The organism is Spirosoma knui, assembly GCF_054780635.1.
Window position 1 is genome coordinate 711,135 of record NZ_BAAGVY010000001.1, and the last position, 24,650, is coordinate 735,784.

At 51.0% G+C, this 24,650-nt stretch carries 17 protein-coding genes and 1 tRNA gene; 10 read left to right on the forward strand and 8 right to left on the reverse strand.

Annotated features, from left to right (window positions below; genetic code table 11):
• Nucleotides 1-73 precede the first annotated feature (73 nt).
• Nucleotides 74-7,798: a hypothetical protein gene (locus ACYVIY_RS02955; RefSeq protein WP_460974768.1), complete on the reverse strand. Its 7,725-nt coding sequence runs from the start codon at nt 7,796-7,798 to the stop codon at nt 74-76.
• A 329-nt stretch (nt 7,799-8,127) separates the two neighbouring features.
• Between ACYVIY_RS02955 and ACYVIY_RS02960 the strand changes: the two genes are divergently transcribed.
• Nucleotides 8,128-9,696, forward strand: coding sequence for an arginine deiminase family protein (locus tag ACYVIY_RS02960; RefSeq protein WP_460974769.1), 1,569 nt, complete (start codon nt 8,128-8,130; stop codon nt 9,694-9,696).
• Nucleotides 9,697-9,790: 94 nt separating this feature from the next.
• Here the strand turns inward: ACYVIY_RS02960 and ACYVIY_RS02965 are convergent, their stop codons facing one another.
• A complete protein-coding gene (locus ACYVIY_RS02965; protein ID WP_460974771.1) occupies nt 9,791-10,351 on the reverse strand; it encodes a carboxymuconolactone decarboxylase family protein in 561 nt (186 codons plus the stop codon).
• Between the two features lie 423 nt (nt 10,352-10,774).
• Between ACYVIY_RS02965 and ctlX the strand changes: the two genes are divergently transcribed.
• From ctlX to ACYVIY_RS02985, 4 genes are all read left to right on the forward strand, one after another.
• Complete coding sequence (gene ctlX / locus ACYVIY_RS02970) at nt 10,775-11,704, forward strand: citrulline utilization hydrolase CtlX (RefSeq protein ID WP_460974772.1); 930 nt, start codon at nt 10,775-10,777, stop codon at nt 11,702-11,704.
• Nucleotides 11,705-11,818: 114 nt separating this feature from the next.
• A complete protein-coding gene (locus ACYVIY_RS02975) occupies nt 11,819-12,283 on the forward strand; it encodes a MarR family winged helix-turn-helix transcriptional regulator (RefSeq protein WP_460974773.1) in 465 nt (154 codons plus the stop codon).
• Between the two features lie 56 nt (nt 12,284-12,339).
• Nucleotides 12,340-12,558, forward strand: a complete 219-nt coding sequence (locus ACYVIY_RS02980) for a hypothetical protein (RefSeq protein WP_460974775.1) — start codon at nt 12,340-12,342, stop codon at nt 12,556-12,558.
• 17 nt (nt 12,559-12,575) lie between these two features.
• A complete protein-coding gene (locus ACYVIY_RS02985) occupies nt 12,576-13,460 on the forward strand; it encodes an NAD(P)H-binding protein (protein ID WP_460974776.1) in 885 nt (294 codons plus the stop codon).
• On the opposite strand, the gene ACYVIY_RS02990 is transcribed toward ACYVIY_RS02985, so the two are convergent.
• The gene (locus ACYVIY_RS02990) at nt 13,426-13,569 is read right to left on the reverse strand and encodes a hypothetical protein (protein WP_460974777.1); all 144 of its coding nucleotides are present in this window, start codon (nt 13,567-13,569) and stop codon (nt 13,426-13,428) included. The two genes, ACYVIY_RS02985 and ACYVIY_RS02990, sit on opposite strands and share 35 nt — an antisense overlap.
• A 148-nt stretch (nt 13,570-13,717) precedes the next feature.
• Between ACYVIY_RS02990 and ACYVIY_RS02995 the strand changes: the two genes are divergently transcribed.
• Nucleotides 13,718-14,446, forward strand: coding sequence for a head GIN domain-containing protein (locus ACYVIY_RS02995; protein ID WP_460974778.1), 729 nt, complete (start codon nt 13,718-13,720; stop codon nt 14,444-14,446).
• Nucleotides 14,447-14,545: 99 nt separating this feature from the next.
• Complete coding sequence (locus tag ACYVIY_RS03000) at nt 14,546-15,385, forward strand: SDR family NAD(P)-dependent oxidoreductase (RefSeq protein ID WP_460974779.1); 840 nt, start codon at nt 14,546-14,548, stop codon at nt 15,383-15,385.
• 119 nt (nt 15,386-15,504) lie between these two features.
• On the opposite strand, the gene ACYVIY_RS03005 is transcribed toward ACYVIY_RS03000, so the two are convergent.
• Entirely contained in the window at nt 15,505-16,416 is a 912-nt protein-coding gene (locus tag ACYVIY_RS03005; protein ID WP_460974781.1) for a porin family protein, read from the reverse strand.
• 145 nt (nt 16,417-16,561) lie between these two features.
• On the opposite strand from ACYVIY_RS03005, the gene ACYVIY_RS03010 reads away from it, so the two are divergent.
• Entirely contained in the window at nt 16,562-17,275 is a 714-nt protein-coding gene (locus tag ACYVIY_RS03010) for an SDR family oxidoreductase (protein ID WP_460974782.1), read from the forward strand.
• A 125-nt stretch (nt 17,276-17,400) separates the two neighbouring features.
• Nucleotides 17,401-17,473 (forward strand) — tRNA-Lys (locus tag ACYVIY_RS03015).
• Between the two features lie 591 nt (nt 17,474-18,064).
• Here the strand turns inward: ACYVIY_RS03015 and ACYVIY_RS03020 are convergent.
• The 3 genes from ACYVIY_RS03020 to ACYVIY_RS03030 all read right to left on the reverse strand — a co-directional run bounded on the left by ACYVIY_RS03020 (nt 18,065) and on the right by ACYVIY_RS03030 (nt 22,570).
• A complete protein-coding gene (locus tag ACYVIY_RS03020; RefSeq protein WP_460974783.1) occupies nt 18,065-18,913 on the reverse strand; it encodes a DUF1206 domain-containing protein in 849 nt (282 codons plus the stop codon).
• 392 nt (nt 18,914-19,305) lie between these two features.
• The gene (locus ACYVIY_RS03025; RefSeq protein ID WP_460974784.1) at nt 19,306-19,677 is read right to left on the reverse strand and encodes a nuclear transport factor 2 family protein; all 372 of its coding nucleotides are present in this window, start codon (nt 19,675-19,677) and stop codon (nt 19,306-19,308) included.
• An 817-nt stretch (nt 19,678-20,494) separates the two neighbouring features.
• Nucleotides 20,495-22,570, reverse strand: a complete 2,076-nt coding sequence (locus ACYVIY_RS03030; protein WP_460974785.1) for a glycoside hydrolase family 3 protein — start codon at nt 22,568-22,570, stop codon at nt 20,495-20,497.
• Nucleotides 22,571-23,306: 736 nt separating this feature from the next.
• Between ACYVIY_RS03030 and ACYVIY_RS03035 the strand changes: the two genes are divergently transcribed.
• The gene (locus ACYVIY_RS03035; RefSeq protein WP_460974786.1) at nt 23,307-23,630 is read left to right on the forward strand and encodes a hypothetical protein; all 324 of its coding nucleotides are present in this window, start codon (nt 23,307-23,309) and stop codon (nt 23,628-23,630) included.
• A gap of 172 nt (nt 23,631-23,802) precedes the next feature.
• Here the strand turns inward: ACYVIY_RS03035 and ACYVIY_RS03040 are convergent, their stop codons facing one another.
• Nucleotides 23,803-24,468: an ATP-binding cassette domain-containing protein gene (locus ACYVIY_RS03040; RefSeq protein ID WP_460974787.1), complete on the reverse strand. Its 666-nt coding sequence runs from the start codon at nt 24,466-24,468 to the stop codon at nt 23,803-23,805.
• Nucleotides 24,469-24,650: the final 182 nt, after the last annotated feature.

Below are 24,650 nucleotides of genomic sequence, written 5' to 3' on the forward strand. Positions count from 1 at the left end.
CCTTGTCCGTTCAGCACAGAAAATCCACCATAGGCCTATGGTGGATTTTCTGTGCTGATAATGCCTGTATTGCCTAACGGCCTCCTACTCCAATAACGCCGGGTGATGGGGTTGCTGGCTCATTTCTGTGCAGCCCACGCTTTACCTGTTTCACTACGTATGGAATGCAGACTGTGGTTGGGCAACCGCATACGGTTGGCGTTAGCCGGACTGTTACGTCTGTAAAGCAGGTTGCTGTGCTGTATACGCGCACCGTGTACTGTTTTGGTGAAGCGGGGTTTGCCAGGTTGCTGGCAATGACGCCATTGACCGGGATCACCGTGGCGGCTCCTGATAGCGATGCATCAGGATTAAAGACCGCTCCTTCTGAATACTGATAGGTATAAGCAGGGTTGAAGTCAGCCAGAATAATTAGCGCATTAGCCTGGGGAGCGTTATTGAGACAACCCGCCTGTACGGTCCTGGCCGTGAAAATGGGCTGAATGCAGGGGGCTATGTCAGCAGCTGGAGCAACATAGGTAGTACTCGCTGGACCGTACGCTCCGCCAGTGGCAGTAATGGTCCGATTTCCAGTTCCTTTGATGAGTCCCGTCAAGCTGAAGCTAGCACTGGTTTGCCCATCTGTTACGACAACGGTGGTTGAAAGTTGACCGTCGGTAACGACTAGTACGCCTGCTTTGGCATTAGTCAGCGCCATTGTTCCGGAGAGCGTACACTCGTTGGTAACCGTCGAGCACTCAACCTGGGTAACGGCAATAGTCATTGTCGGCGCAACTGAGCAGGAAGCGGGTGCAGTGTAAGTAAGGCTGGTAGGGCTGAAGCCTTGCCCACTGACAGAGAGGGTATGCGAACCTGTGCCCGAGCTAAGTCCCGTTACGCTAAAGATCACACTGCTCTGACCTGCACTGATCGAGATCACTTTACTGACACTTTCATCCGAGATCGTGAGTGAGCTAGCCACGGCGTTATCCATCGAGAGCGTACCATTGACGCTGTACTGGTTGGTGGCTGAGAAGCACTCGGTAGGAGTGATGGCTAAGGCTAATACGGGGGCCGGGGCGACCGAGCAGGAAGCCGGAGCCGTATACGTCAGACTCGTTGGGCTGTAGCCTTGCCCACTAACGGTGACCGTGTGAGTAGCTACGCCTGAAACCAGGCCCGGTAGGCTGAAGCTGACGCTACTTTGGCCCGTACTTATCGATAGAGTCGTGCTCACACTTCCATCCCTAATAGTGAGCGTGCTGGCTGTAGCATTGGTTAAGGACACTGTACCGCTGACACTGTACTGGTTAGTGGCGGATAAGCATTCGGTGGGAGTGATGCTCAAGGCCAGTGCAGGGATTGCTGGAGTAATCGAGCAGGAGGCCGGTGCGGTATAGGAAAGACTGGCTAGAGCATACCCCTCTCCATTCACAGTTACCGTGTGAGTAGCTACTCCCGAGGTGAGTCCGGTCAGACTGAAAGCTGCACTAATCTGACCAGCAACTACTGACAGGGTCGTGTTCACGCTGCCATCCGAGATGGTGAGTGTGCTGGCTACTGCGTTGGTTAGGGAGATTGTCCCGCTCACGCTGTACTGGTTAGTCGCAGATAAGCATTCAGTGGGAGTGATGCTCAAGGCCAGCACTGGTGCAGGTGCGACTGAACAGGAAGCGGGTGCGGTGTAGGTGAGACTGGTAGGAGCATAACCTTGTCCATTTACAGTGACCGTATGTGTAGCCACGCCCGAAGTCAAGCCCGTTACGCTAAAGATCACACTGCTTTGGCTAGCACTCACCGAGACCACCTGGCTCACACTGCCATCCGAGATCGTGAGTGAGCTAGCTACGGCGTTGGTCAACGAGAGCGTGCCATTAACGCTGTACTGGTTAGTAGCGGATAAGCACTCGGTGGGGGTGATAGCCAAGGCTAAAGCTGGAACTGCGGGAGTAACTGAACAGGAAGCTGGCGCGGTGTAAGTCAGACTGGCCGTTACGTACCCCTGCCCACTGACACTGATCGTATGTGAGCCGGTACCCGTGGTGAGTCCGCTCAGACTGAAGCTAGCACTGCTTTGCCCTGCACTCACCGAGACGACTGCACTCACATTCCCGTCCGATATAGTGAGCGTACTAGCTACGGCGTTGGTCAACGAGAGCGTACCATTGACGCTGTACTGGTTAGTAGCGGATAAGCACTCGGTGGGCGTAATGGCTAAGGCAAGTGCTGGAGCAACTGAGCAAGAGACCGGTGCGGTATAAGTCAAACTGGCTGTTACGTACCCCTGCCCACTGACCGAGACGGTATGGATAGCCACTCCCGAAACTAAACCGGTTAAGCTAAAGACCGCACTAGTTTGCCCCGCTGTGATTGAGACGGTGGTGCTCACACTTCCATCCGTAATGGTGAGCGTGCTGGCTGTAGCATTGGTTAAGGACACTGTACCGCTGACACTGTACTGGTTGGTGGCGGATAAGCACTCGGTAGGAGTGATGCTCAGGGTTAGCACTGGTGCAGGTGCTACTAAGCAGGAGGCCGGTGCGGTGTAGGTGAGACTGACTGGCGTATAGCCTTCACCACTGACCGAGAGGGTATGCGAACCTGTGCCCGAGCTAAGTCCCGTTACGCTAAAGATCACACTGCTTTGGCCAGCACTTACCGAGACCACCTGGCTCACACTACCATCCGAGATCGTGAGTGAGCTAGCCACGGCGTTATCCATCGAGAGCGTCCCACTCACGCTGTACTGGTTGGTGGTGGATAAGCACTCGGTGGGGGTGATAGCCAAGGCTAAAGCTGGAACCGCTGGCGTGACTGAGCAGGAAGCCGGAGCCGTATACGTCAGACTCGTTGGGCTGTAGCCTTGCCCGCTAACGGTGACTGTATGAATAGCTACGCCTGAAACCAGGCCCGGTAGGCTGAAGCTGGCGCTACTTTGGCCCGTACTTATCGATAGAGTCGTGCTCACACTTCCATCCCTAATAGTGAGCGTGCTGGCTGTAGCATTGGTTAAGGACACTGTACCGCTGACACTGTACTGGTTGGTGGCGGATAAGCACTCGGTAGGAGTGATGCTCAGGGTTAGCACTGGTGCAGGTGCTACTAAGCAGGAGGCCGGTGCGGTGTAGGTGAGACTGACTGGCGTATAGCCTTCACCACTGACCGAGAGGGTATGCGAACCTGTGCCCGAGCTAAGTCCCGTTAAGCTAAAAATCACACTAGTCTGACCTGCACTGATCGAGATCACTTTACTGACACTTCCATCCGAGACGGTGAGTGAGCTAGCCACGGCGTTATCCATCGAGAGCGTTCCATTGACGCTGTACTGGTTGGTGGCTGAGAAGCACTCGGTGGGCGTAATGGCTAAGGCAAGTGCTGGAGCAACTGAGCAAGAGACCGGTGCGGTATAAGTCAAACTGGCTGTTACGTACCCCTGCCCACTAACGGTGACCGTATGTGAACCCGTGCCGGAGCTGAATCCAGTCAGACTAAAAGCTGCACTGGTTTGGCCCGCACTGACCGATAGACTTGTACTTATGCTGCCATCGGTGATGGTGAGTGTGCTGGCTACAGCGTTAGTCAGGGAAAGGCTACCGCTTACGCTGTACTGGTTAGTTGTCGACAAGCACTCGGCAGGGGTGATAGCCAAGGCTAAAGCTGGAACTGCGGGAGCGACTGTGCAGGAGGCCGGAGCAGTGTAGGAGAGACTGGCTGGTGAGTAGCCTTGCCCACTAATATTGACCGTGTGAGTGGCTACTCCGGAAGTCAAGCCTGTTAAGCTGAACACTACACTACTCTGCCCTACGTTGACAGAGATTACTTGGTTTACACTGCCGTCTGAGATGGTGAGTGAGCTGGCTATAGCATTAGTTAAGGACACTGTGCCACTTACACTGTATTGATTGGTGGCGGATAAGCACTCGGTGGGTGTAATAGCTAGGACCAAAGCAGGAGCTGCGGGCGTGACCGAGCAGGAAGCCGGAGCCGTATACGTCAGACTCGTTGGGCTGTAGCCTTGCCCACTAACGGTGACCGTGTGAGTAGCTATGCCTGAAACCAGGCCCGGTAGGCTGAAGCTGGCGCTACTTTGGCCCGCACTTATCGATAGAGTCGTGCTTACGCTGCCGTCACTGATAGTAAGAGAACTCGCTACGGCGTTGCTCATTGAAAGCGTCCCACTCACACTGTACTGATTGGTGGCTGACAGGCATTCGGTGGGTGTAGCGGCCAGCGCTAGCGTTGGAGCAGGTGCGACTGAGCAAGAGGCTGGTGCGGTATAGGTGAGACTGGTAGGAGCATAACCTTGTCCATTTACAGTGACCGTATGTGTAGCCACGCCCGAAGTCAAGCCCGTTAAGCTAAAGACGGCACTGATTTGCCCCGCACTCACCGACAGAATCGTACTTGTATTACCATCCGTAATGGTGAGCGTGCTCGCCAAAGCATCAGTTAACGAGATCGTCCCGCTCACGCTGTACTGGTTGGTGGTGGACAAGCACTCGGTGGGGGTGATAGCCAAGGCTAAAGCTGGAACTGCGGGAGTAACTGAACAGGAAGCTGGCGCGGAGTAAGTCACACTAGTTGTTACGTACCCCTGCCCACTGACACTGATCGTATGTGAGCCGGTACCCGCGGTGAGTCCGCTCAGACTGAAGCTAGCACTGCTTTGCCCTGCACTCACCGAGACCACCTGGCTCACACTGCCGTCTGAGATGGTGAGTGAGCTGGCTATAGCATTAGTTAAGGACATTATACCGCTCACGCTATACTGGTTAGTGGTGGATAGACACTCCGAAGGTGAGATAGCCAGGGTCAGCACAGGTGCAGGTGCTACTGAGCAGGAGACCGGTGCGGTATAAGTAAGGTTGATAGAGCTGTAGCCTTCACCACTCGCCGAGAGGGTATGAGAACCCGTGCCCGAGGTGAGGCCCGTTAGACTGAAAACAGCACTGGTTTGACCAGCTGCAACTGAAACCGTGGTGCCCACGCCCCCGTCCGTGATGGTGAGTGTGCTGGCTACTGCGTTAGTTAGGGAGATCGTCCCGCTTACGCTGTACTGGTTAGTAGCGGATAGACACTCCAAAGGCGTAATGGCCAGGGCTAAAGCTGGAACTGCGGGCGTGACTGAGCAGGAAGCCGGAGCCGTATACGTCAGACTCGTTGGGCTGTAGCCTTGCCCACTAACGGTGACCGTGTGAGTAGCTACGCCTGAAACCAGGCCCGGTAGGCTGAAGCTGACGCTACTTTGGCCCGTACTTATCGATAGAGTCGTGCTCACACTTCCATCCCTAATAGTGAGCGTGCTGGCTGTAGCATTGGTTAAGGACACTGTACCGCTGACACTGTACTGGTTAGTGGCGGATAAGCATTCGGTGGGAGTGATGCTCAAGGCCAGTGCAGGGATTGCTGGAGTAATCGAGCAGGAGGCCGGTGCGGTATAGGAAAGACTGGCTAGAGCATACCCCTCTCCATTCACAGTTACCGTGTGAGTAGCTACTCCCGAGGTGAGTCCGGTCAGACTGAAAGCTGCACTAGTCTGACCAGCAACTACTGACAGGGTCGTGCTCACACCCCCGTCCGTGATGGTTAAGGAGCTAGCTACGGCATTGGTCAACGAAAGGTTACCGCTCACGCTGTACTGGTTAGTCGCAGATAAACACTCCGAAGGCGTAATCGCCAGGGCCAGCACTGGTGCAGGTGCGACTGAACAGGAAGCGGGTGCGCTGTAGGTGAGACTGACAGGAGTATAACCCGCACCCCCAACGGAGATCGTATGTAGGCCCGTGCCCGAGGTGAGCCCGGTTAAACTAAAGACTGCATTGCTTTGTCCCGTACTGACCGAGACGACTGCACTCACATTGCCATCCGAGATAGTGAGCGTACTAGCGACGGCGTTGGTCAACGAGAGCGTGCCACTCACACTATATTGGTTGGTGGTGGATAAGCACTCGGTGGGCGTAACGGCTAAGGCAAGTGCTGGAACTGCGGGAGCGACTATGCAGGAGGCCGGAGCGGTGTAGGTCACACTAGCGGGGCTGTAGCCTTCACCACTCGCTGAGAGGGTATGCGAACCTGTACCTGAGGTCAGGCCCGTCAGACTGAAGACGGCACTGGTTTGGCCGGCCGTAATGGAGAGACTGGTGCTCACACTCCCATCCGAGATGATCAGCGTACCACTTGTGGCATTAGTCAAGGCCAGGCTCCCGCTGAGATTGTACAGGTTGGTTGTCGAGAAGCAGTCTCCTCTGGCGAGGTCCAGGGTAAGGGTGGAGACGGGGGCTGCTGAGCAGGAAGCCGGAGCGGTATAGGTCAGACTGGCTGAGGTGTAGCCCTGCCCATTAACAGTTACCGTGTGAGTAGCTACCCCGGCTGCCAAACCCGTCAGGCTGAAAGTTGCACTGGTTTGGCCCGCACTCACCGAGACTACCGTACTGACGCTGCCGTCCGTGATGGTTAAAGAACTGGCTAGGGCGTTGCTGATCGAAAGCGTACCGCTGACCGTGTACTGGTTGGTGGCTGACAGGCATTCGGTGGGCGTAACGGCCAGCGCTAGCGTCGGAGCAGGTGCGACTGAGCAAGAGGCTGGTGCGGTGTAGGTCAGGCTAGTTGGTGTATAGACCTGCCCGCTAACGGTGACTGTATGGGTAGATATGCCTGAAATGAGCCCGGCTAAGCTGAAGCTGGCATTGCTTTGCCCTGCACTGACCGAGACGACTGCACTCACATTGCCATCCGAGATAGTGAGCGTACTAGCGACGGCGTTGGTCATCGAGAGTGTACCGCTGACCGTGTACTGATTGGTGGCGGATAAGCACTCGGTAGGGGTGATAGCTAACGCTACAGCAGGTGCTTGTTGGCATTCCGTTGGGCTTAACGTAACGGTTTTATCTAGGTAGCACCCTGATGGATTGTAAACCCGCACCGTATACTGTTTGGCCGTAGTTGGGTTTGGTAAGTTGCTGGCGATAATCCCAGTAGCCGGAACTGGCTTAGGCGCACCCGATAACGAAGCACTGGCATTAAAATCATTGCCTTCCGAATATTGATACGTAGACGAACCCGCGAAATTAGTTAGTACAATCTGACCACCAATCGGAGAGCTGCCGCTTACGCAACTGGTCGAGACGGTTGTGGCCGTGAAGCTAGGCAGAGAACTCTCCTCTACAATGAAAGGACAGCAGCTGAAGTCTGGACATTTTCCGGCTTCGTTATCGATCGAAAGCTTGTATTCGCCGGGCTGCGTGATGTCTAAGATATTGGTTGTGGCGGTAGTAATCTCAGTGGTAACCCCATTCACTGTGCGGAACCACTGATATTTACTGCGACCAGCCGGAGCGGTTAAACGAAACGTATACTGATCGCCTGTGCAAACCGTAACCGGAACGCTGGTGCAGGCTACTGCTACGTCGCCAGGTATCGTGGCTTTATTATAGAGAACCCCAACACTGTCTATTCTAACTTGATAAGTTAAAGACAGGCTCTGCCCTCCGCTTATTGACGTTACGTTCCAAAGATTGATCGGCGAGCCAACAATAAAGTTCGTGTTTTGGGGAGATACTGCCGATCCGGGGATGTACGAAACCCCCTGACCAAGTGAGTCACGAACCGTAGTTGCTGCCGAAGTACTTCCGTTATTTGTTAACACTACGGTGTACGTCAACACACCGCCTACGCTAGCCTTCGACTTATCAACCAGTTTGTTGAGCGTAAGGCCCGGATTCGAAACGACAGGCTGCGCCAAGCTCACTAACGAACTAAGTAGCAAGGCAACTGTAAGCCACTGAAATTTAATGAGCCTGTTTGTAGTAAATCTTAGCATAATCCGTCTGGTTGCATAGTTGAGCAGTCAGCATCCTTGGTGAAAATGACCTATCACTTGTCATTTTTCACTGTAGTGTATTAGCTGAAGTAGTCGCCACTACATCAAAAAATAAGGCACTAGTTAGTTGGCCCATTGCCTCGGCGTTACCGACAGCACTTGTCAAAATGTATGCCAACCGCACTTATTACGCAGATCGGTTATTATATTTTTACGAATTGATATTTTGTTAAACAAATAGGTTACACATGTAGGTGATCCTATGCTGATAGGCACTTTATTCCTTTTCATGCTAAAGCCGTACCTTGCGAGCAGGAACCAAGGTCTATATGCTGACTGGTTCAATTGAAATGAAGATTGGAAAACACGCTCTGGAAACCGAAGATCTGGTGGCTGCCAACTCCCTCATCGACACCGCCGTTACGGGTGCATCGACGAGCGCCGATCCGGCTCTTACACCGGCGGCCCGTATAAACGTATCGTCAGAAATAGGTACCTTAAAACGATTGCTTATTCACAGCCCCGATCGGGGATTGGGGAAAGTGATCCCGTCAAAAGCGCAGGATTGGCTGTTTGAGGACATTGTTCACCTCGATATGATGCGCCGGGATGAATATGATTACTACGTTAAAATTCTCTTATACTTTCTTGACCCGGATAAAGTACGTGGTAAGATAAAAAATCTGGGTCCTGATTCCAGTCGTTCGTTCTTTAAGCCCGATGATGACGATTACTTCCGGTCCGATAAGGTAGTTGATATTCAATGTCTGTTATCCGATATCCTCGCCGACCAGGCTGTCCGTACACGTATGGTCGCGGCTATCTGCGGCATTGAGCGCACCTCGTTCCGCACGCAACAGCTTCTCAATGAATATGACCCTGTGGAGTTGGCCAAAATCATGATATCGGGTTCGCTGCCCGACCGAACCATGCTGTTTGCGCCCCTGCCGAATTTTATTTTTACGCGCGACATCGGTATTGTCATCAACGATCATATCCTGCTCAATAAACCGGCTAAACTAGCCCGTACGCGCGAAGCCCTGTTAGCTCAATACATTTTCTTCCACCATCCGCTCTTCGCCGATTATCGGGAGAAAATCATTGAGATACCCGACAACGAGCATGCGTTTCTGCTGCCCGATGCCGATGTCGACCGCGATGTTACCCGTTCGACCCTGGAGGGCGGAGATGTGATGATGATTGCCCGGCGGCACCTGATTGTCGGCGTTAGCGAACGAACTACCTTGTACGCAGCCCAGCAGGTAATGCGTCTGGTATTTACTAAGGATCTGGTCGACAGAGTTACAATCGTTAAGATTCCCAAAAAACGCGATTATATGCACATCGACACCATTTTTACGCAGGTCAGGCGTAACGTGTGGGTGTTGCTGGGATCATTGGCACGTACCGGCGACGAAGCCAAGAAAAGCGATGTCATTCATTTTTTTGCGCCGAAAGACGTCTCCGAAGAGCTGAAAATTTTACAGTTCTCGAAAGGACAAGAACACAAACCCGTTGAGTTGGAGAACCTCGAAGATCTGCTGACTTCGATCAGTGTAAACGACCTGGGGGCTACGGAGCCGATGCGATTTATTTATTCAGGTAATAACGAGTTCCCGTTTGGAGCCCGCGAACAATGGACTGATTCCTGCAATCTGCTGGCCCTGAAAGATGGGGTTGTGGTTGGCTACGACCGCAACCAGAAAACCGCCGAAGCCTTTCGCAAAGCCGGGTTTGATGTAGTGGAAGCCGCTACGTTGCTCGACCGCTTCGAACGGGGCGACGCATCACCCGATACCATCGAGAACACCTTTATCATGTTGCCATCGGCTGAGTTGAGCCGGGCTCGCGGAGGGTCACATTGCATGAGCTTACCCTTGTTGCGGGAGGAGGTTTAAAGGCATCCTTTAGAGGGTCAGGTATGCAGAAAGGCCCACCAGGTTGAACTGGCGGGCCTTTCTGCGAGACGGCTAATTTAAATAAAGTTTGAACTTAAGCCGGTTGCGCTTCAACTGAAGCCGGATAGCCTCTCGTGGCCAGGGATTCTGCCATGTCCAGATAAGCCGCCGGGTCGGCCGGAGCCCAGGTTGCCAGGCCATCCACGTACCGATTAAACATGCAGAAAGCGGCCGCGATCAATACGGTATCGTGGATATCCCGGTCGGTGGCTCCCTGTGCGCGGGCGTCGGCAATTTGTTCGGGCGTAACGTGTTTACCGCCTTGCCGCACACTGTCCGCAATAACGAGTAAGGTTTTTAGTTTCTCGGATATTGGTGCTGTGGTCGGATCGGCCCAAACCTGAGCTACGGTCTGATTTTCTCGCCCGAGTACGTAGTCAGCAACCGCTCCGTGACAAGTTGAGCAGAAGAAGCAGTCGTTCTGTCGGGACGTATACGAGGCTATCAACTCGCGTTCGCCCTGCGTCAATGAGTCACTGGCATTGGTACGTAACAATACTTCGGCTAAGGCGTTCAGGGGTTTGGTCGTTTCGGGGCTAAAAGCCATAGGCCCTACAATACCGGGTAAGCCCTCGGGTAATGCAATGTGTGGCATTCGTGTAAAGAGTTAAGTAAGAAATAGGTTTATGAATCGGGCAGGCGGAGTAGAATCGCCGGAAGATGACAACGCCAAGTTAACGATCGTTTTCAGGATTGCCAAGTGTAAGGGTACTGTATGTCAGCTAGTTTATAGGTTAATTGGTTAATAATTGCCTGTATATTTGGAAAAACTTACGGCTTGCCGATGATGAGCCAGGTAGTCACTGGAGGTCGCAGAAGATCTCCACCCGCTGAACCCGGAGATAAACATGTAACCGATTGAGGGCAATGCCGCTGACTGGCTAACGTAGCCGGTTCAGGTGCCCGAAAAAATAGGTTGTAGCGCCAAAAGTTTTGCCGACTTGCTAATCAATTGCGCTATCAATACTAATTTGCTCACTCTTTCGGCAATACTGACTGATCAACTGGTTAACTTCTTATGCAATCGCAAGCTACTTCCCGTATACTCATGATTCGTCCTGTTCGCTTCGGTTTCAACGAGCAAACCGCCGAATCGAACGCGTTTCAGGACATAAAGATGGCCGCGCAAACGAAGGACGTAGCCCAGGAAGACGCCCAGCGCGAATTTGACGAGATGGTACGTCAGCTCCGGGCTGTCGGCGTAGACGTTGTGGTCTATGACGACACGGTAGAGCCGTACACGCCGGATTCCATTTTTCCGAACAACTGGGTATCGTTTCACGCCAGCGGTACGGTTGTGCTGTATCCAATGCAGGCCGAAAATCGTCGGTTGGAACGGAGAGCTGACATTATTGATGATCTGGCCAAACGTTACCACGTAGCGAGAGTTGTTGACCTGACCCATTTCGAACAGGAAGGCAAGTTTCTGGAAGGTACCGGCAGTATGGTCCTCGACCGGATGCACCGCGTCGCCTTTGCCAGCCTGTCGCCCCGAACGCATCCCGACGTGCTGGCGGAGTTCAGCCGTCAGACCGGCTATCGGACTTTATCGTTTCATGCCGCCGACCAAACCGGTAAGCCCATCTACCACACCAACGTACTGATGTGCATTGCCGATACGTTTGCGGTGGTGTGCCTGGCCGCGATCAGCAATCCCGATGAACGGCTCATGGTCCGGCAGGAACTGGAGCGACTCAACAAACGGATCATCGACATTTCGCTGGAGCAGATGGCCAATTTTGCGGGCAATATGCTCATGGTCACAACCCAGAAAGGTCAGAAACTGCTGGTTATGTCAACACGAGCGTTTGAGTCATTGACCGCCAAACAGATCGATTTACTGGACGATTACGCTACGTTGTTGCATTTTGATTTATCGATGATTGAAGGCAACGGCGGAGGGTCGGCACGCTGTATGATGACCGAAGTACATTTACCCCTGAAATAGAGAAAAAAGAGTTGATTAGGCGACTCTTCAGCCTCAATCAACTCTTTTTTTGTCTTGTTGCTTGCACATACAAATATTATCCGTTACTTTTGTCTCTCAATAGACAGAAGATATATGAACCGAGACGCTAACATAGCTACGGATCAGGAGCCGAAAACGGAAACGCGCTACAGTGCCTGTTTGCTGTTTTCCGCGAATGCCTTAGCAAGAGCCATTACGGCGATTGGCGACGAGGAGTTCGGACGCTTTGGTCTTTCGTACTCCCACGCGTATCTGCTGTGCGAAGTGGTCGATCAACCCGGTATAACCCCATCCGAGCTAAGCGAAACGCTATGCCTGACTCCATCGACTATCACCCGGTTAGTGGAGAAGCTGGAACAGAAACAACTGGTTCGGCGGGAATCGGAGGGGAAAAAGACCCTGATCTATTCCACCCCCGCTGGCGAAGAAATAAAACCAGCGGTCTCCGAAGCCTGGAATCGGGTAGGGGCCCGGTATTCACAGTTGATTGGTGAGCAGAACGTTTGTCAGTTAACCCAGCAGGTATTCAAAGCGGCCAAGGCGCTCGATGAGTCCTAACCGTTTTTTTAGTGAAAGTTATTGTATGTGCAAGCAAACTAAACAGCCAGATCATTATGAAAACTAACGACGAAACGGTATGCCTCGTGTCGGGCAAGGCAAAGGCTACCACCAAAGATGTGTGCCGACTACTGGCAAAAGAAGGGATTTCGGCCATTGTGGTCGAGAAAGACAAACATGAAATAAACGAACCTGAGGCCGAAACAACCGCACAGCACTGGTCTGGTCAGCCGGGTAAAGACCTGTTCTTCAATGGCTGGAAACTTTTATTCTAACTAATAAGTAATCAGGTATGCAGTACGTTATCACGGGTTCGATTGGCCATACCGGCAAGCCGATTACCGAGGGGTTGGTCAAGGCAGGCCATACCGTAACCGTTGTTACCAGTAAACAGGACAACGTTCCAGCCATTGAAGCGCTCGGTGCGAAAGCCGCTATAGGCAATATTGAAGACGTTACGTTTCTGACGCAAGCCTTTGCCGAAGCGGATGCGGTCTATCTGCTCATACCCGGAAAACGGAGCATCCCGGATTTGCGAACGTATCAGAACCAGGTTATCGACAATTACATTGCCGCCATTCGGGCGAACGACATTCGATTTGCGGTGCTGCTGAGCAGCGTTGGGGCCGACCTGGGCGAAGGCACCGGTCCCGTTGACGGATTGTATGATGCCGAGCAGAAACTGAAACAGGTTGCGGGGCTGAATGCGAAGCTGCTGCGTCCGTCTTATTTCATGTACAACTTGTTGGGCCTGATCGGCATGGTCAAGGCTATGGAGATGATAGGAAGTAACTTTGGTGATGAGCCCATTCTCCTAACCCATACTGATGATATTGCCGAAGTCGCGCTGCAAGAACTACTCAACCTTGATTTTACGGGCCAGCGGGTGCGCTACATTTCCAGCGACGAACGTACCGGTTCCGAGATTGCCAACGTACTGGGCAAAGCCATCGGCAAGCCCGATCTGCGCTGGGTTGTATTCTCGGATGAACAAAGTACACAGGGGTTCCTACAGGCGGGATTCAGCCCGGAAATGGCTCAGAATTACACCCGGCTTGGGCAGGCCATGCGGGATGGGACAATGCAGGCTGATTTCTTCAGGAACAAACCCGTTTATGGGAAAATAAAGCTTGACGAGTTTGCTACAAACGAATTTGCGCCAGCGTATAAAGCGTAACGCCCTCATCTACTACACCTACCAGAACCGGATGGCCGAACAGGTTATCCGGTTTTTTGTTGGCTGGCCGGTTCAGGTATGCCTCCTCACTGAATGTAAACCGGAACATAAATAGCCCCGAACGTATTGAGTCCGGTTGCTCTTTATTCCCCAGCGGATAAGCCGATAAAGGGAAAGTTCTAGTATCTTAGACTGATAGAGCAACGTTCTTGCTTTCAATCGCGTCATTCAACTAAACATAGAACTTTTCAGAACAGATGAAACTCATTAATACGGCTTTGGTTGTGGCGTTAACGGCCCTGGCGAGCCCCCTGGTGTACGGGCAGAATGCGAATGCCATCGTAGGTAATGGCGAGATCGTAAAGCAGCAGCGAACAGTCGGCAGCTTCGACAAACTAAATGTGCGGGTTGGCATGCGGGTACGTATCGCTACCGGCGACGCGGGTATGGCTGATCTGGAAGGAGAAAGCAATATTCTGGAGCATGTGGTAACCGAGGTTAAAAACGGCGAGCTGACCGTTATGCTGGCGCAGAATAAAAGCTACAACCAGACAAAAGGCGTTACGGTAACCATTCACGTACCGAAACTCGACCGTATTTTGGTAAGTACGGGCTGCACGGTTGAATCCGAACTGCCGATCAAGTCCAACAACCTGACCGCAACTGTAGAGACCGGCAGCCGATTAACCGCTCCCATTGCGGCAAAAACGCTGAAACTGGTGGTGAGAGATGGTTCCCGAGCCAGTCTCCAGGGGAAAACTACCGAAGCTGATATCCAAATGTCAGGTGCCGGAAATCTGGACGCTAGTAAGTTAACAGTAGCCCGCGCCGATATTCGACTCGACGGTGCCAGTCGCGCCGATATTCACGTAACGGAAACCTTAACGGCTGAGGCAGATGGCGTTAGCACGGTGAATTATACTGGTAACCCAACCGTGAAGTCGCAGATTGCCAACGGCCTGTCCAAGATTCGCAAGCAGGGATAAACCGATCGGTGATTTATGAGTTACGATTTATGAGCATCTGCTGGACCTTGGTTTTAAGGAAGCCGGAGGATGTTCATAAATCGTACTGCATAAATCGTTATGAAAACTGCTCTTATCACCGGTGCCAACTCTGGCATTGGTTTAGCCACGGCCAGGGCGCTCGCCCAACGGTCGTTCAATCTAATTTTACTCTGTCGGAACCGACAAAAAGGGCTTGCGGCCCAGGCCGACGTACAACGGGCTAATCCGGCTGTGAAGGTCGACTTATTCACGGTCGATCTGGCCAATCTCGACTCCGTTCGTCAAGTGGCCCAGGAGGTAAAATCAGCTTACCCCAAAATCGACGTACTCATCAATAACGCAGGCTACACACCCGCCCGCCTGGAGTTCGTTGATGGCATCGAAAAATCGTTCTATGCCAGTCATATCGGCCATTTTGTGCTTACACATCACCTGCTCGATGTCTTAAAAGCGGCAAAGGCTACCGGCGAACCTGCCCGAATCATTACGCTCTCATCGGCGGCTTATCTAGGTGGCCGGACATCCCGCTTTTTCCGGAAGATCGACGATTTGTCTCCTACCTTCGCGTATTGTGACGATAAATTAGCTAACCTGCTGTTTGCCAAAGAACTCGCCCATCGCCTGGCTAGCGAAGGCATTGTATCCTATTCGGTGCATCCGGGAGCCGTTCGGACCAATTTTGGAGCCGACACGCCGGGTTTGCTGGGGAAAGTGTTCTCGCTGGCTGGCCCATTAATGCGGTCACCGGAGAAGGGAGCCGAAACCTCAATTTTTCTGGCATCCGCCCCGCTCAAACTGATTGGGGAACGTAACAACGGCGCGCTCTTCGCCGATAGCCGACCGAAAACCACCCATAATCGGGACATAACGGACGAGAAAGCCAAGTGGCTCTGGGAAAAAACGATGCCGTTTGTGTGAATACACCAAACCAACGTAACGTTCGGGCTAAAGGGGATAATTGAAGCAGGGAAAACAAAAATGGCAACGCCCAGGCGGCCGTTGCCATTCTATAACCCACTCTATGAGAAATTTAAAGGCTACCGTCCACCCAGGGGGAATACGTAGCCAACGGCTGCCTGACAGAAGATTATGTTCGCATCGGTGGCAAAGCCGTTGTCGATGTCGCCTAGTGGATAATGTCCACGAACTTCAACGGTAAAATGCCCAGGGCCCGCCAATATAGCTGCTCCTACACCAGCAGCCGCTCCAAAGCCAAATCGGCCTGATGTGCCTTCCAGCGATTCTTTCTGACCATCGGCACGTGCACTCGCCAAATAAGAGCCATACGGCCCTACATTCAGGAAGAAACGATTACCCTCATAGGTACCGGACGAAATCTTGAGGAATAAAGGCACTTCGATTTGATCAGCCGCAATAGTTGATGAAAAGCCCAGAACAGTGATTTTCGAGCTATACCGGGCGTAATTGATCTCGGGCTGAAACGAGAGAGCTCCTTTCCCAAAATTGAAGGTAACACCGCCCACAAACCCAACCGCTGGTTTAGCGAATGAATTCTCTTCGGTATAAGCCAGATACGTAACGCCACCCCGAATACCGATCCGAACGCCCGATGAACTGCCGTCATCCTTGGGCGAGGCCGCTGCTGACGACTGCGTTCGGTTGGACGTTTGGGCCATCACGGGCTTTGGAGTTTCAGTTTCAGCGGTTGGCTGACTGGCTGGCGCTGGCGACGAAGTTGGTGTCTGGGCGGCTGGTCTCTTAGTTTGGCTGTGATACTGATCGTAGAGTTCCTGCCTCCGATTTGAAGACGTCGACTGAGCAGATGAACCCGACTGATCAGCGGAGGAAGCATCCGTTGCTGCGGGTCGGGTGGCCGGTGGTTTAACCGCCGACCGACTTGAGGTGCCCGGCTTTGTTGTGGTGCTCTGAGCGACCGCTAAGCTGATGGGTAATAAACTAAGAATCAGAAATGAATAATAGCGCTTCATTGGATACGTAGTCAGATACTGGTTTGTAAGATTAGTCGCTAAAGTATCAAAATCCGTAACAGCACTGAGGAAACGGTCGGGCAGTTGAGCATACGGTTGTTTTCTGGTAAACAATTTAGGCCTCGCGGGAGTAAGATTGAGTACTATGAAAACTGAACATCAACGTACGGCGCTGATTACGGGCGCTAATAAAGGCATCGGCAAAGAGATTGCCCGGCAGCTGGCCCAGCAGGGGTTTGCTGTATTTATTGGTGCCCGCGATATGGCGAAAGGCCGGGAAACCGCCGAAGAATTATGCAGTGAGGGTTACGAAGCCACGTTTATACAGCTCGACGTAACGGATCCGGTTAGTATCAAAAATGCCTGTGGTACGTTTTCTCAAAAAGCGGACCATCTCGATGTGCTCGTCAACAACGCAGGCGTTCTGGAAGATCATGGCGAGGACATTCTGAAACTGAATGCCGAGATGCTGGAACGAACGTTCAAGGCCAATGTTACCGGCCCGATATTAGTCATTCAGGATTTTTTGCCGCAGCTGCAGCGAAGTAAGGCCGGGGGACGTATCATCAACGTATCGAGCGGAGCCGGGGCGCTGACGAGTATGCATACGTATGCACCTGCATACAGCATTTCTAAAACGGCGCTGAATGCGGTTACCAAGCAGTTTGCGGGGGCGCTGAAACAGCATAACATAGCCGTGAACTGCGTCGATCCGGGCTGGGTACGTACCGATATGGGCGGACCGAACGCGAGTCGTCCGGTTGAGAAAGGGGCTGAAACAATCGTTTGGCTGGCTACCGAAGCGGCTCAATCCGAAACCGGCAAGTTCTGGCACGACAAACAGGAAGTGGATTGGTAGCCGGTGGATAAACAGATTGGCGAATGGAATTTAATTCGCCAGGAACATACGGAGACTGATTTCGGTTAATTGTCCTGAACGGGCACTTATTGATGCGAACATCAGTTACGTCCGTATGTGTACATGACTCCGTAGCTCAGTTGGTAGAGCAATTGACTCTTAATCAATGGGTCGACAGTTCGAGCCTGTCCGGGGTCACTTGGTAATAAGCCACTTAACAGAACTGTTTGGTGGCTTTTTTATTTGGTCACACCACGCATTAGCCACTTCGCCTTCGTGCTCGGTTGAATAGCCAAGCTTTCAACTGACAAAGTCTGCTACTTGGGTATATCCGCGATGCGATTCTAATGGTGATAAACCGGATCAAGAACAGACTGCCGACCTGTAAATGGCTATATACACGCTGTATCTACTCAGCGGCAAAGTGTGAAGGTGATTAAGCCGTAGGGTACAAAATCAACTCTTAACCAGCCGGATATTCGATGCACCGGGCTGGTTTGTTAATAAACCCATCCCCTGAGCACTCTACAATTCCCTACATTTCGTATAAGATTATCTTAATAAGCCCTCTCCAGGCGCTATACCGAAAGCTGTATAAGTGAAAGCTCCCAGTACAAGACAAGTTGAGAAAAGCATTGCCAGATAACTTACCTAAAGCAGTTCCCAGAATTCAATTAACCGACTGATATCGAATAGACCATCCAAACGTTGCTTGCCATTTCTCGTTGGCCTATGCCCGCAGCACTATACTGCGGGCCCCGGTCCGGTTAACCTGCTGGTCTGTATGACTTAGCTATTCGTGTTGATCGCTTCGTATCGGGCGCGTACAAACATGAAGATACCGTAGCAAAACAAACCCAGCGCTACGGCACCCAGCAGAAACGAACCGTAACTGGCTTTCTCCAAAAAGGCAAACGCGCGGCTACTGCCTCCGGCTTCGCTGGCATTAGCCGCCAAGGCCGCTTTTATAAATAAGTACCCGATCAGCCCCCAGACAACTCCCCGCGCGGTATATCCAATCTTCCCCGATCGGATGATCATCTCCTTCAATTCCGCTTTAATGGAAGAGGTCTGAACATGTTTTAGGTATTTACCCGACAAGGCCCGGTAGATCTGGTACAACCCAAAGCCAATAATACATAGGCCAAGCAGGCCGACGAGCCACTGGCCAAACGGCTTCTGTAATAGTTCTCCGACCAGGGTCTGACGCGAACGATCCCCGCCCTGATTACCCTGGCGACCCAGTACCATCCGGAAAGAACCATAAGCCAGAGACCCATAAACCAACCCGCTGAAAGCATAGCCTATCCGACGGGCGATGCCTTTGGCATCGGTCCCTTTGTGCTCGGTATCGAGAAAAGCCTGCGTTAGCCGCCAGAGAGCGTAGCAGACCAGACCTGCGGCCACCAGGGCCAGCAAAATCTGGCCTAAGGGTTGATCCAGTATAAATCGAAAGACCCCCTGTTTGTTGAGAGTGCGTTCCGAACGGCCGCCGATTTCAAACGCAGCCATAAACGCTAGGATACCAACCAAACAGTAAACCACTCCTTTAGCCACCAGGCCAAGCCTGGCAAAATGCTTCACCCATTGCGGCTGAGTTGAGGGAATGTGAGAAGAGATGCTGGATAAGTCTATCATCTAAATCGTTTTCTATAGGTTGCTGTCGGCCTAATCGATCATCTGTAAATAACAGAAATGATTTAGGATAGTAAATGTTTTGTATTTCGCTGCCGAACAAGCCGGTGCCGGTGGAGGCAGGGTGAAAAACCCTGAACGAGCTGTTTAGTCAACAAGTGGACCGACACTTCTGATGCGGTGATATTGCTCTTGTGTCTACTGAGGTTGTAGCACAAGTTTGATCTTTGGGACAGCGAAGAAACGAAAACCATCGCCCACCGAGTAGTCGGACCAGTAGCCATCGACGGCCGACTCGACGAAATCGTAGGCTATTCACTGGAGTTGACAGAGATTATCTTAAAACGCTCCGTTTGTTAACACTTAACTCAATTCATATCCGCTACAGGCAAAGCCTACTGCTTAAAGGTGTTGGTCACTAATTCTGTATCCATGTACTCATGGATCGCCCGGAGTATACCGTTCTCTATACGGCATACCCAGCAGTAGTGATTATTATAAAGCTTGCCATCAGGCGTCCTGTTATCACCCCTTGCCTCAACTACCACATACTCGCCATCCGCCATGATTCGCGTAGCGGTTGCCTTGTAGGGAGGCAGTAGGGTCGTCTTTACCGCCCCCCACAAATCGTTAACTACCGACTGCTTTCCTTGAAAGGTTTTAGCCCATTGACCACTGCCCATCCATCTCCACTGCATATCGTCGGCCATCGCTTCCAGAAAAGGCTCATCATTGCCTTTTGCCAATTGGGCGAAAATAGTTTCCATCAGGTGTTTATTCTCCTTGACGCTCATTGATTAGTAAGGGATTGATTAGGGATAAACTGTTCGCTAAAGGCGAACACAACTAACTTTCTCAGTTTGATTGTCTAACGCATGAAAGTTAATACTGCTTAAAGAAAGAGAGACATACCGAATGCGACAAATTGAGGGAGTATTGCGACATCCTCCTGGCAAGGCGAGCCAAACGAAAGTCAGTCGTATGACTCGCCCCTTTCATGAGGCAAAGCAAGTAGAAAGGATCTTATCTCAACGGCTTTCTCAAATACGCTTATTTTCAAGAGATACCTTATTCCTCTACCAGGTTATTTCGTTACAAAGCCCACTGCTCCGATACCCAGCGATTCGGTTCAGTAATAGTCCGGATTTAACACCCGACCGCCGACCTGTAGCGCTAACGTAAGCCTACTTGTTGGCCCATTCCTGCACCGATAACACTCGCTTACTCACTCCATCCTGAATATCCTTTACGTACCCACACAGCAGTAACCAGGCTAGTTAGTACGCCAATAGGCGTCTTAATAGCTTATCACTAGTGAAAAACTGGTATCATAAACTCAGGTATACTCTTGAAAAAAGGCTTTGATTCGTAAAATGGCTCTAAGAGAACAGCTTAGCTGTGCTTGATACGAATGGCTAAAATTTGGTAGTCTACACTTATAAAGAGTGATTTAAGAGATTGTTATGATAAGCATATCCGTTTTCATTAGCCTGCTTGTCCGAAAAACTACATCAGGGTAGCTAGGCCTATTGTCAATAATGACCAACTGAGGATCGGACAAATAGGACTGGCTTATGGGTAGCCTCAACGCTGGCTATAGCTTAGCCCGTGGCCGAACTTGTACATAGCATACCCCTGGGGCTCCCCAGAGCCGGGCACATCCGACTTATTGTCAAGAACCACCTGTTCGGAAACCGGAATCGTGAACGGTAGCTTACCCGTCGGGTTAAATGCCCCCCTGACAACATCTAACAGCGCATCCGCCGTCGTTCCGAAGGTGGCTAAGACCGTTTGGACACCACCGCTGTTGATTTCGTTGATGATCCAGGGGCTCGAAAAGTTGATGGCGACAACCGTGGGTTTACTTTTTATAAGCTCATTGACGTGCTCCACATTGATCCGGTTTTTTGATAAGCTTAGCGCAATGGGCTTGTCGGCGGAAGCAAATAAGCCACCCGCGCTTGGCATGAGCCAGACTAAGATCACGTCGGCCTCTTCTTTGCTGGAGACAAACGCTAGTTCACTCGTCGATTGGGCTGGTTTGTAAACTGTTATGGGATTTCCACCCCGACCGTTATCATAATAGGTTTCAAAGTACACTTTTGTTTTTGGGCGCAAGGGGAGCAGTTTCGCCGAGTTGTCTAACAACACAATGGATTTTCGTTGCGCTACATTGGCTTTCTGTTGGAAAGGCGCGCTGCCTACCAGCTGTTGCGCCTTATCGACGTCGACGTATGGATTCTCAAAAAGACCAAGAATAAATTTTTCCTTCAGCAAACGGCCAACTGATTCATTGATACGGGCTTGGGATATCTTTCCCTGTTGAATAGTTTCGAGTAAGATCGTTGGGTCGGCGGTTCCTGAGAACAGGTCAACACCCGCTTCCAGCGCCTTTTGATAGCGTTGGTGAAGCGTCAGATTTTCTACCCCCCAGGGCATCATTTCGATCGGGCCTGTATCGGAGTTGATAATGCCTTGAAATCCTAACTGCTTCCGCAGTAGATTCTGGATGATGGCTTTGTTATAGGAAAAGCCGACTTCTTCAAACTCTTTCCCTTTTGGGCTCGAGTAATAAGGCATGATGGCCGAAGTGCCAGCTGCAATGGCGGCTTTAAAAGGCTTAAGATGGTATTCGAACATACCGCCGGGATAATGGGCATATTTTCCCCAGTCAAAATGCGAGTCAAGACCGTTCGCCTGGGGGCCTCCTCCTGGAAAATGCTTAGTGGTCATGGCCACCGATGCCTTTCCTAATTGAGTACCCTGAAAACCCAGAACGATTTCCCGGATCATACTGGATGCCCAATCGGCATCTTCGCCAAATGTACCTTCGATACGTTGCCAGCGAGGCTCCGTCGCCAGGTCAGCCATATACATATATCCCTTGCGCAGGCCTACCGCCGTCCATTCCTGGCGGGCAATATCCGCAAATTCGCGGGTGAGTTGAAGGTCGTGCATGGCTGACAGACCTAATTCGCCCGGCCATTTTGAAAACGCCGTTGTGCCGACACTAAGGCCAGCAGCCGCATCGACGGTAATGTGGTTACGGGGGTTGGAGGCTACAATAGCGGGTATACCCAGGCGAGTTGTCTCGCAAAGTGTTTGCAGGTTATTAGCCCATTCGGCTATGGTGCGGGCCGGTGGATTCGCACGCAGGATGAAGTGACGCAGGTGAAACTGGGTAACACCTTTGGTGGTGCCAGCAGCCGACATGATCGGTTGAGTGAGCGGCTTGCGGGTGAACATATTGTTTGGCTGCACCAGATCTTCTTCATTGAAGGCGCTGGTTATTGAGGCAGGGCCACCTTGAGCTTGCCCCGTCGAACTGCGTTCGACTCTGGCCGCATTTTGTCCGAAACCAGTATCGCCACTCATGCGTGTGGTGCTAATCAGCATAAAGCCAACTTTTTCCTCCAGACTCATCTGAGAAAGTAGATCCTGCACGCGGGTTTCGACGGGCAGTCGCCAATCCTCATAGCGATCTAGTTTACCATTTTTATTAAGGTCTTTAAAGGTTAGTCCGTTCTGGGTCAGCGTCTTTACCGAGCGGTAGCCCAAGAGGGGTTGGGGTGGCTTTTGAGCTAGAGCAAAGCTGTTGATCCCTAGCCATGCCACCAGGGTAACAAAGGACTTTACTACAGATGTGGACAAGCAATTCATAAGGGAGATATCAAATTCGCTTGGTAATTAAGTGAGAGAGAATAGTAAGTTACTCCTGCAATCTCGGTGTATAGAAATTTTGGATATTAAAATCAACATTTATATGCTTCTACAAGGTGAGCTTCAGTTGATTATACTTATCAATTGATTAATTAATAAACTGCTTCGGAGGCTATTGATTGAGTAGCGGTGACGTTTCATTGGCAGATAGTAAACAGTCAGCTATTGTCATAAGGAATACTCTCAAATAAGGCTCTTTTCATGAGAGACCCCATTCCTCTACCGGGTTATTTCCCTAGAGAGCCCGCTGCTCCGATATCTCGCAATACGTTCTGGTAGTAGTAGCTTGACATTGAATCCAAGCTATTGCTGCTTATTGCCTTTAGCTTTACTTGCCCGCCCGCTCCTGCACCGATCCCGTTTACTCACCCCTTAATCGACGATGAAAGAGCGGAAATCTACATGTCAGATGAACATCGTATTTATCATTCAACTGGGCTATTCAGGTATGAACTTGTAAGTAAGTGCGCTGGGAAAGATATACAGACAGAGCCTGTCGAAATACCAATAATTGGCAGCACTGTGTAACAAGATCGCTTTTAGCTGCGTTAATATCTAGCCAGGTTTTAAACTTTTCGGTTTAAAAACCATAGCCTAGTCAAGATAATGAAGTCAGAAATCAGCCGTCTTTCCAGATGTATATTCGGGTTTCTGTCGAACTTAATCGGTAAACGCTATGAAAACGAAAGTGAAAGTATTGGCAGTAGCAAGCTTATTGCTCTCTGGGTTGTTTGCAGTCGATTCACCTGATGCCCAGGCCCAAGTCCCTAGGTCTAACCGAGTAGTCATACCAAGGACCACGGCCGTGCGTCAGGTGTGGATTCCAGGCCATTATGTTCGTCGTGGACGAGATTATCTGTGGGTAGAAGGTTACTACAAAACAACGCCTGTTGCGTATAGAACTTATTCAAAGCCAGCTCGGTATAAAACATGGAACTCCGGTTATTGGCGGCAAACCCGTCGGGGACCTGTTTGGGTTGAAGGCTATTGGAGTTATTAATTGGTTTCTTCAAAAAAACGTTCTGAGTTATGGCTTAGAACGTTTTTTTATGGTAGTCGCGACGCGATACATGAATGCTGCTAATTAACCTAATTTCAAAAACGCTCTTATTTGAGACGAAGGGGTGATTGTAGAACCTGTGCCTATTGCCATTTGACAGATAAACGTCGAATCATCTTCGGGTAGGCAGATAACCATGTTTAGTCAGTTCTTCTTTTGTCTCGATGGGCAACAGTACTCCATCGACCAGGATATAGTTCCGATTCGTTACCGCCCAAACGTTTTCGTAATAATGGTCGGTTACCAGAATACCTTTGCTAGCCTTTAGAGAGTCTATAACCTCCTTAATGATTTGGTGATAGAGGGGGTCAATCATGGAAAAGGGTTCATCCAGCAATAAGAAAGGGTGGTCCAGGTAGGCAACTAAAAGAAATTCCAGGTATTTTAGTTGACCCATGGAGAGAGAACCAATCCGCTGATTGTCAAAGGTGGCTATACCCGGCGAATAAAACACCCGATTTTGGGCTTCTCCATCCGCAATTACTAGAGGAATGAGATCTCTAACTTTGAGACCACCCGGTAAAAAGCTATGCTGAGGCAGATAAGCAATGAGTTTCCTAGCAATCGTGGTGGCTGGGTCGAAGGGCGCTTTATCCAGATAGAGCAAGCTGGCGGTTGCGCTCATGGTTCCAAACAGGATCTTCATCAAGGTTGATTTACCTGATCCATTTCGGCCAAAAACACCAACCACTTCCCCTGTAGTTAGATCGAGATTGTTTAGTTTGAGAATGTCTCGTTTGCCAAAACTTTTCTCAAGCTTGTCGATGGCTAAGTGCATATTAGAGAAAAAGAAGTGCTCCTACTATGGCTGAAATACCTAAATTCAAGAGCCATGCCTTACGTATTAGCCGCATTCTGGTTAAGCCCAAATTATGATAGAGGTAGTATTCATGGCTATGAAAATATTCATAGGCAATCAGGCTGAGAAGCATACCTCCCGTTACAAACAACAGAATGCCT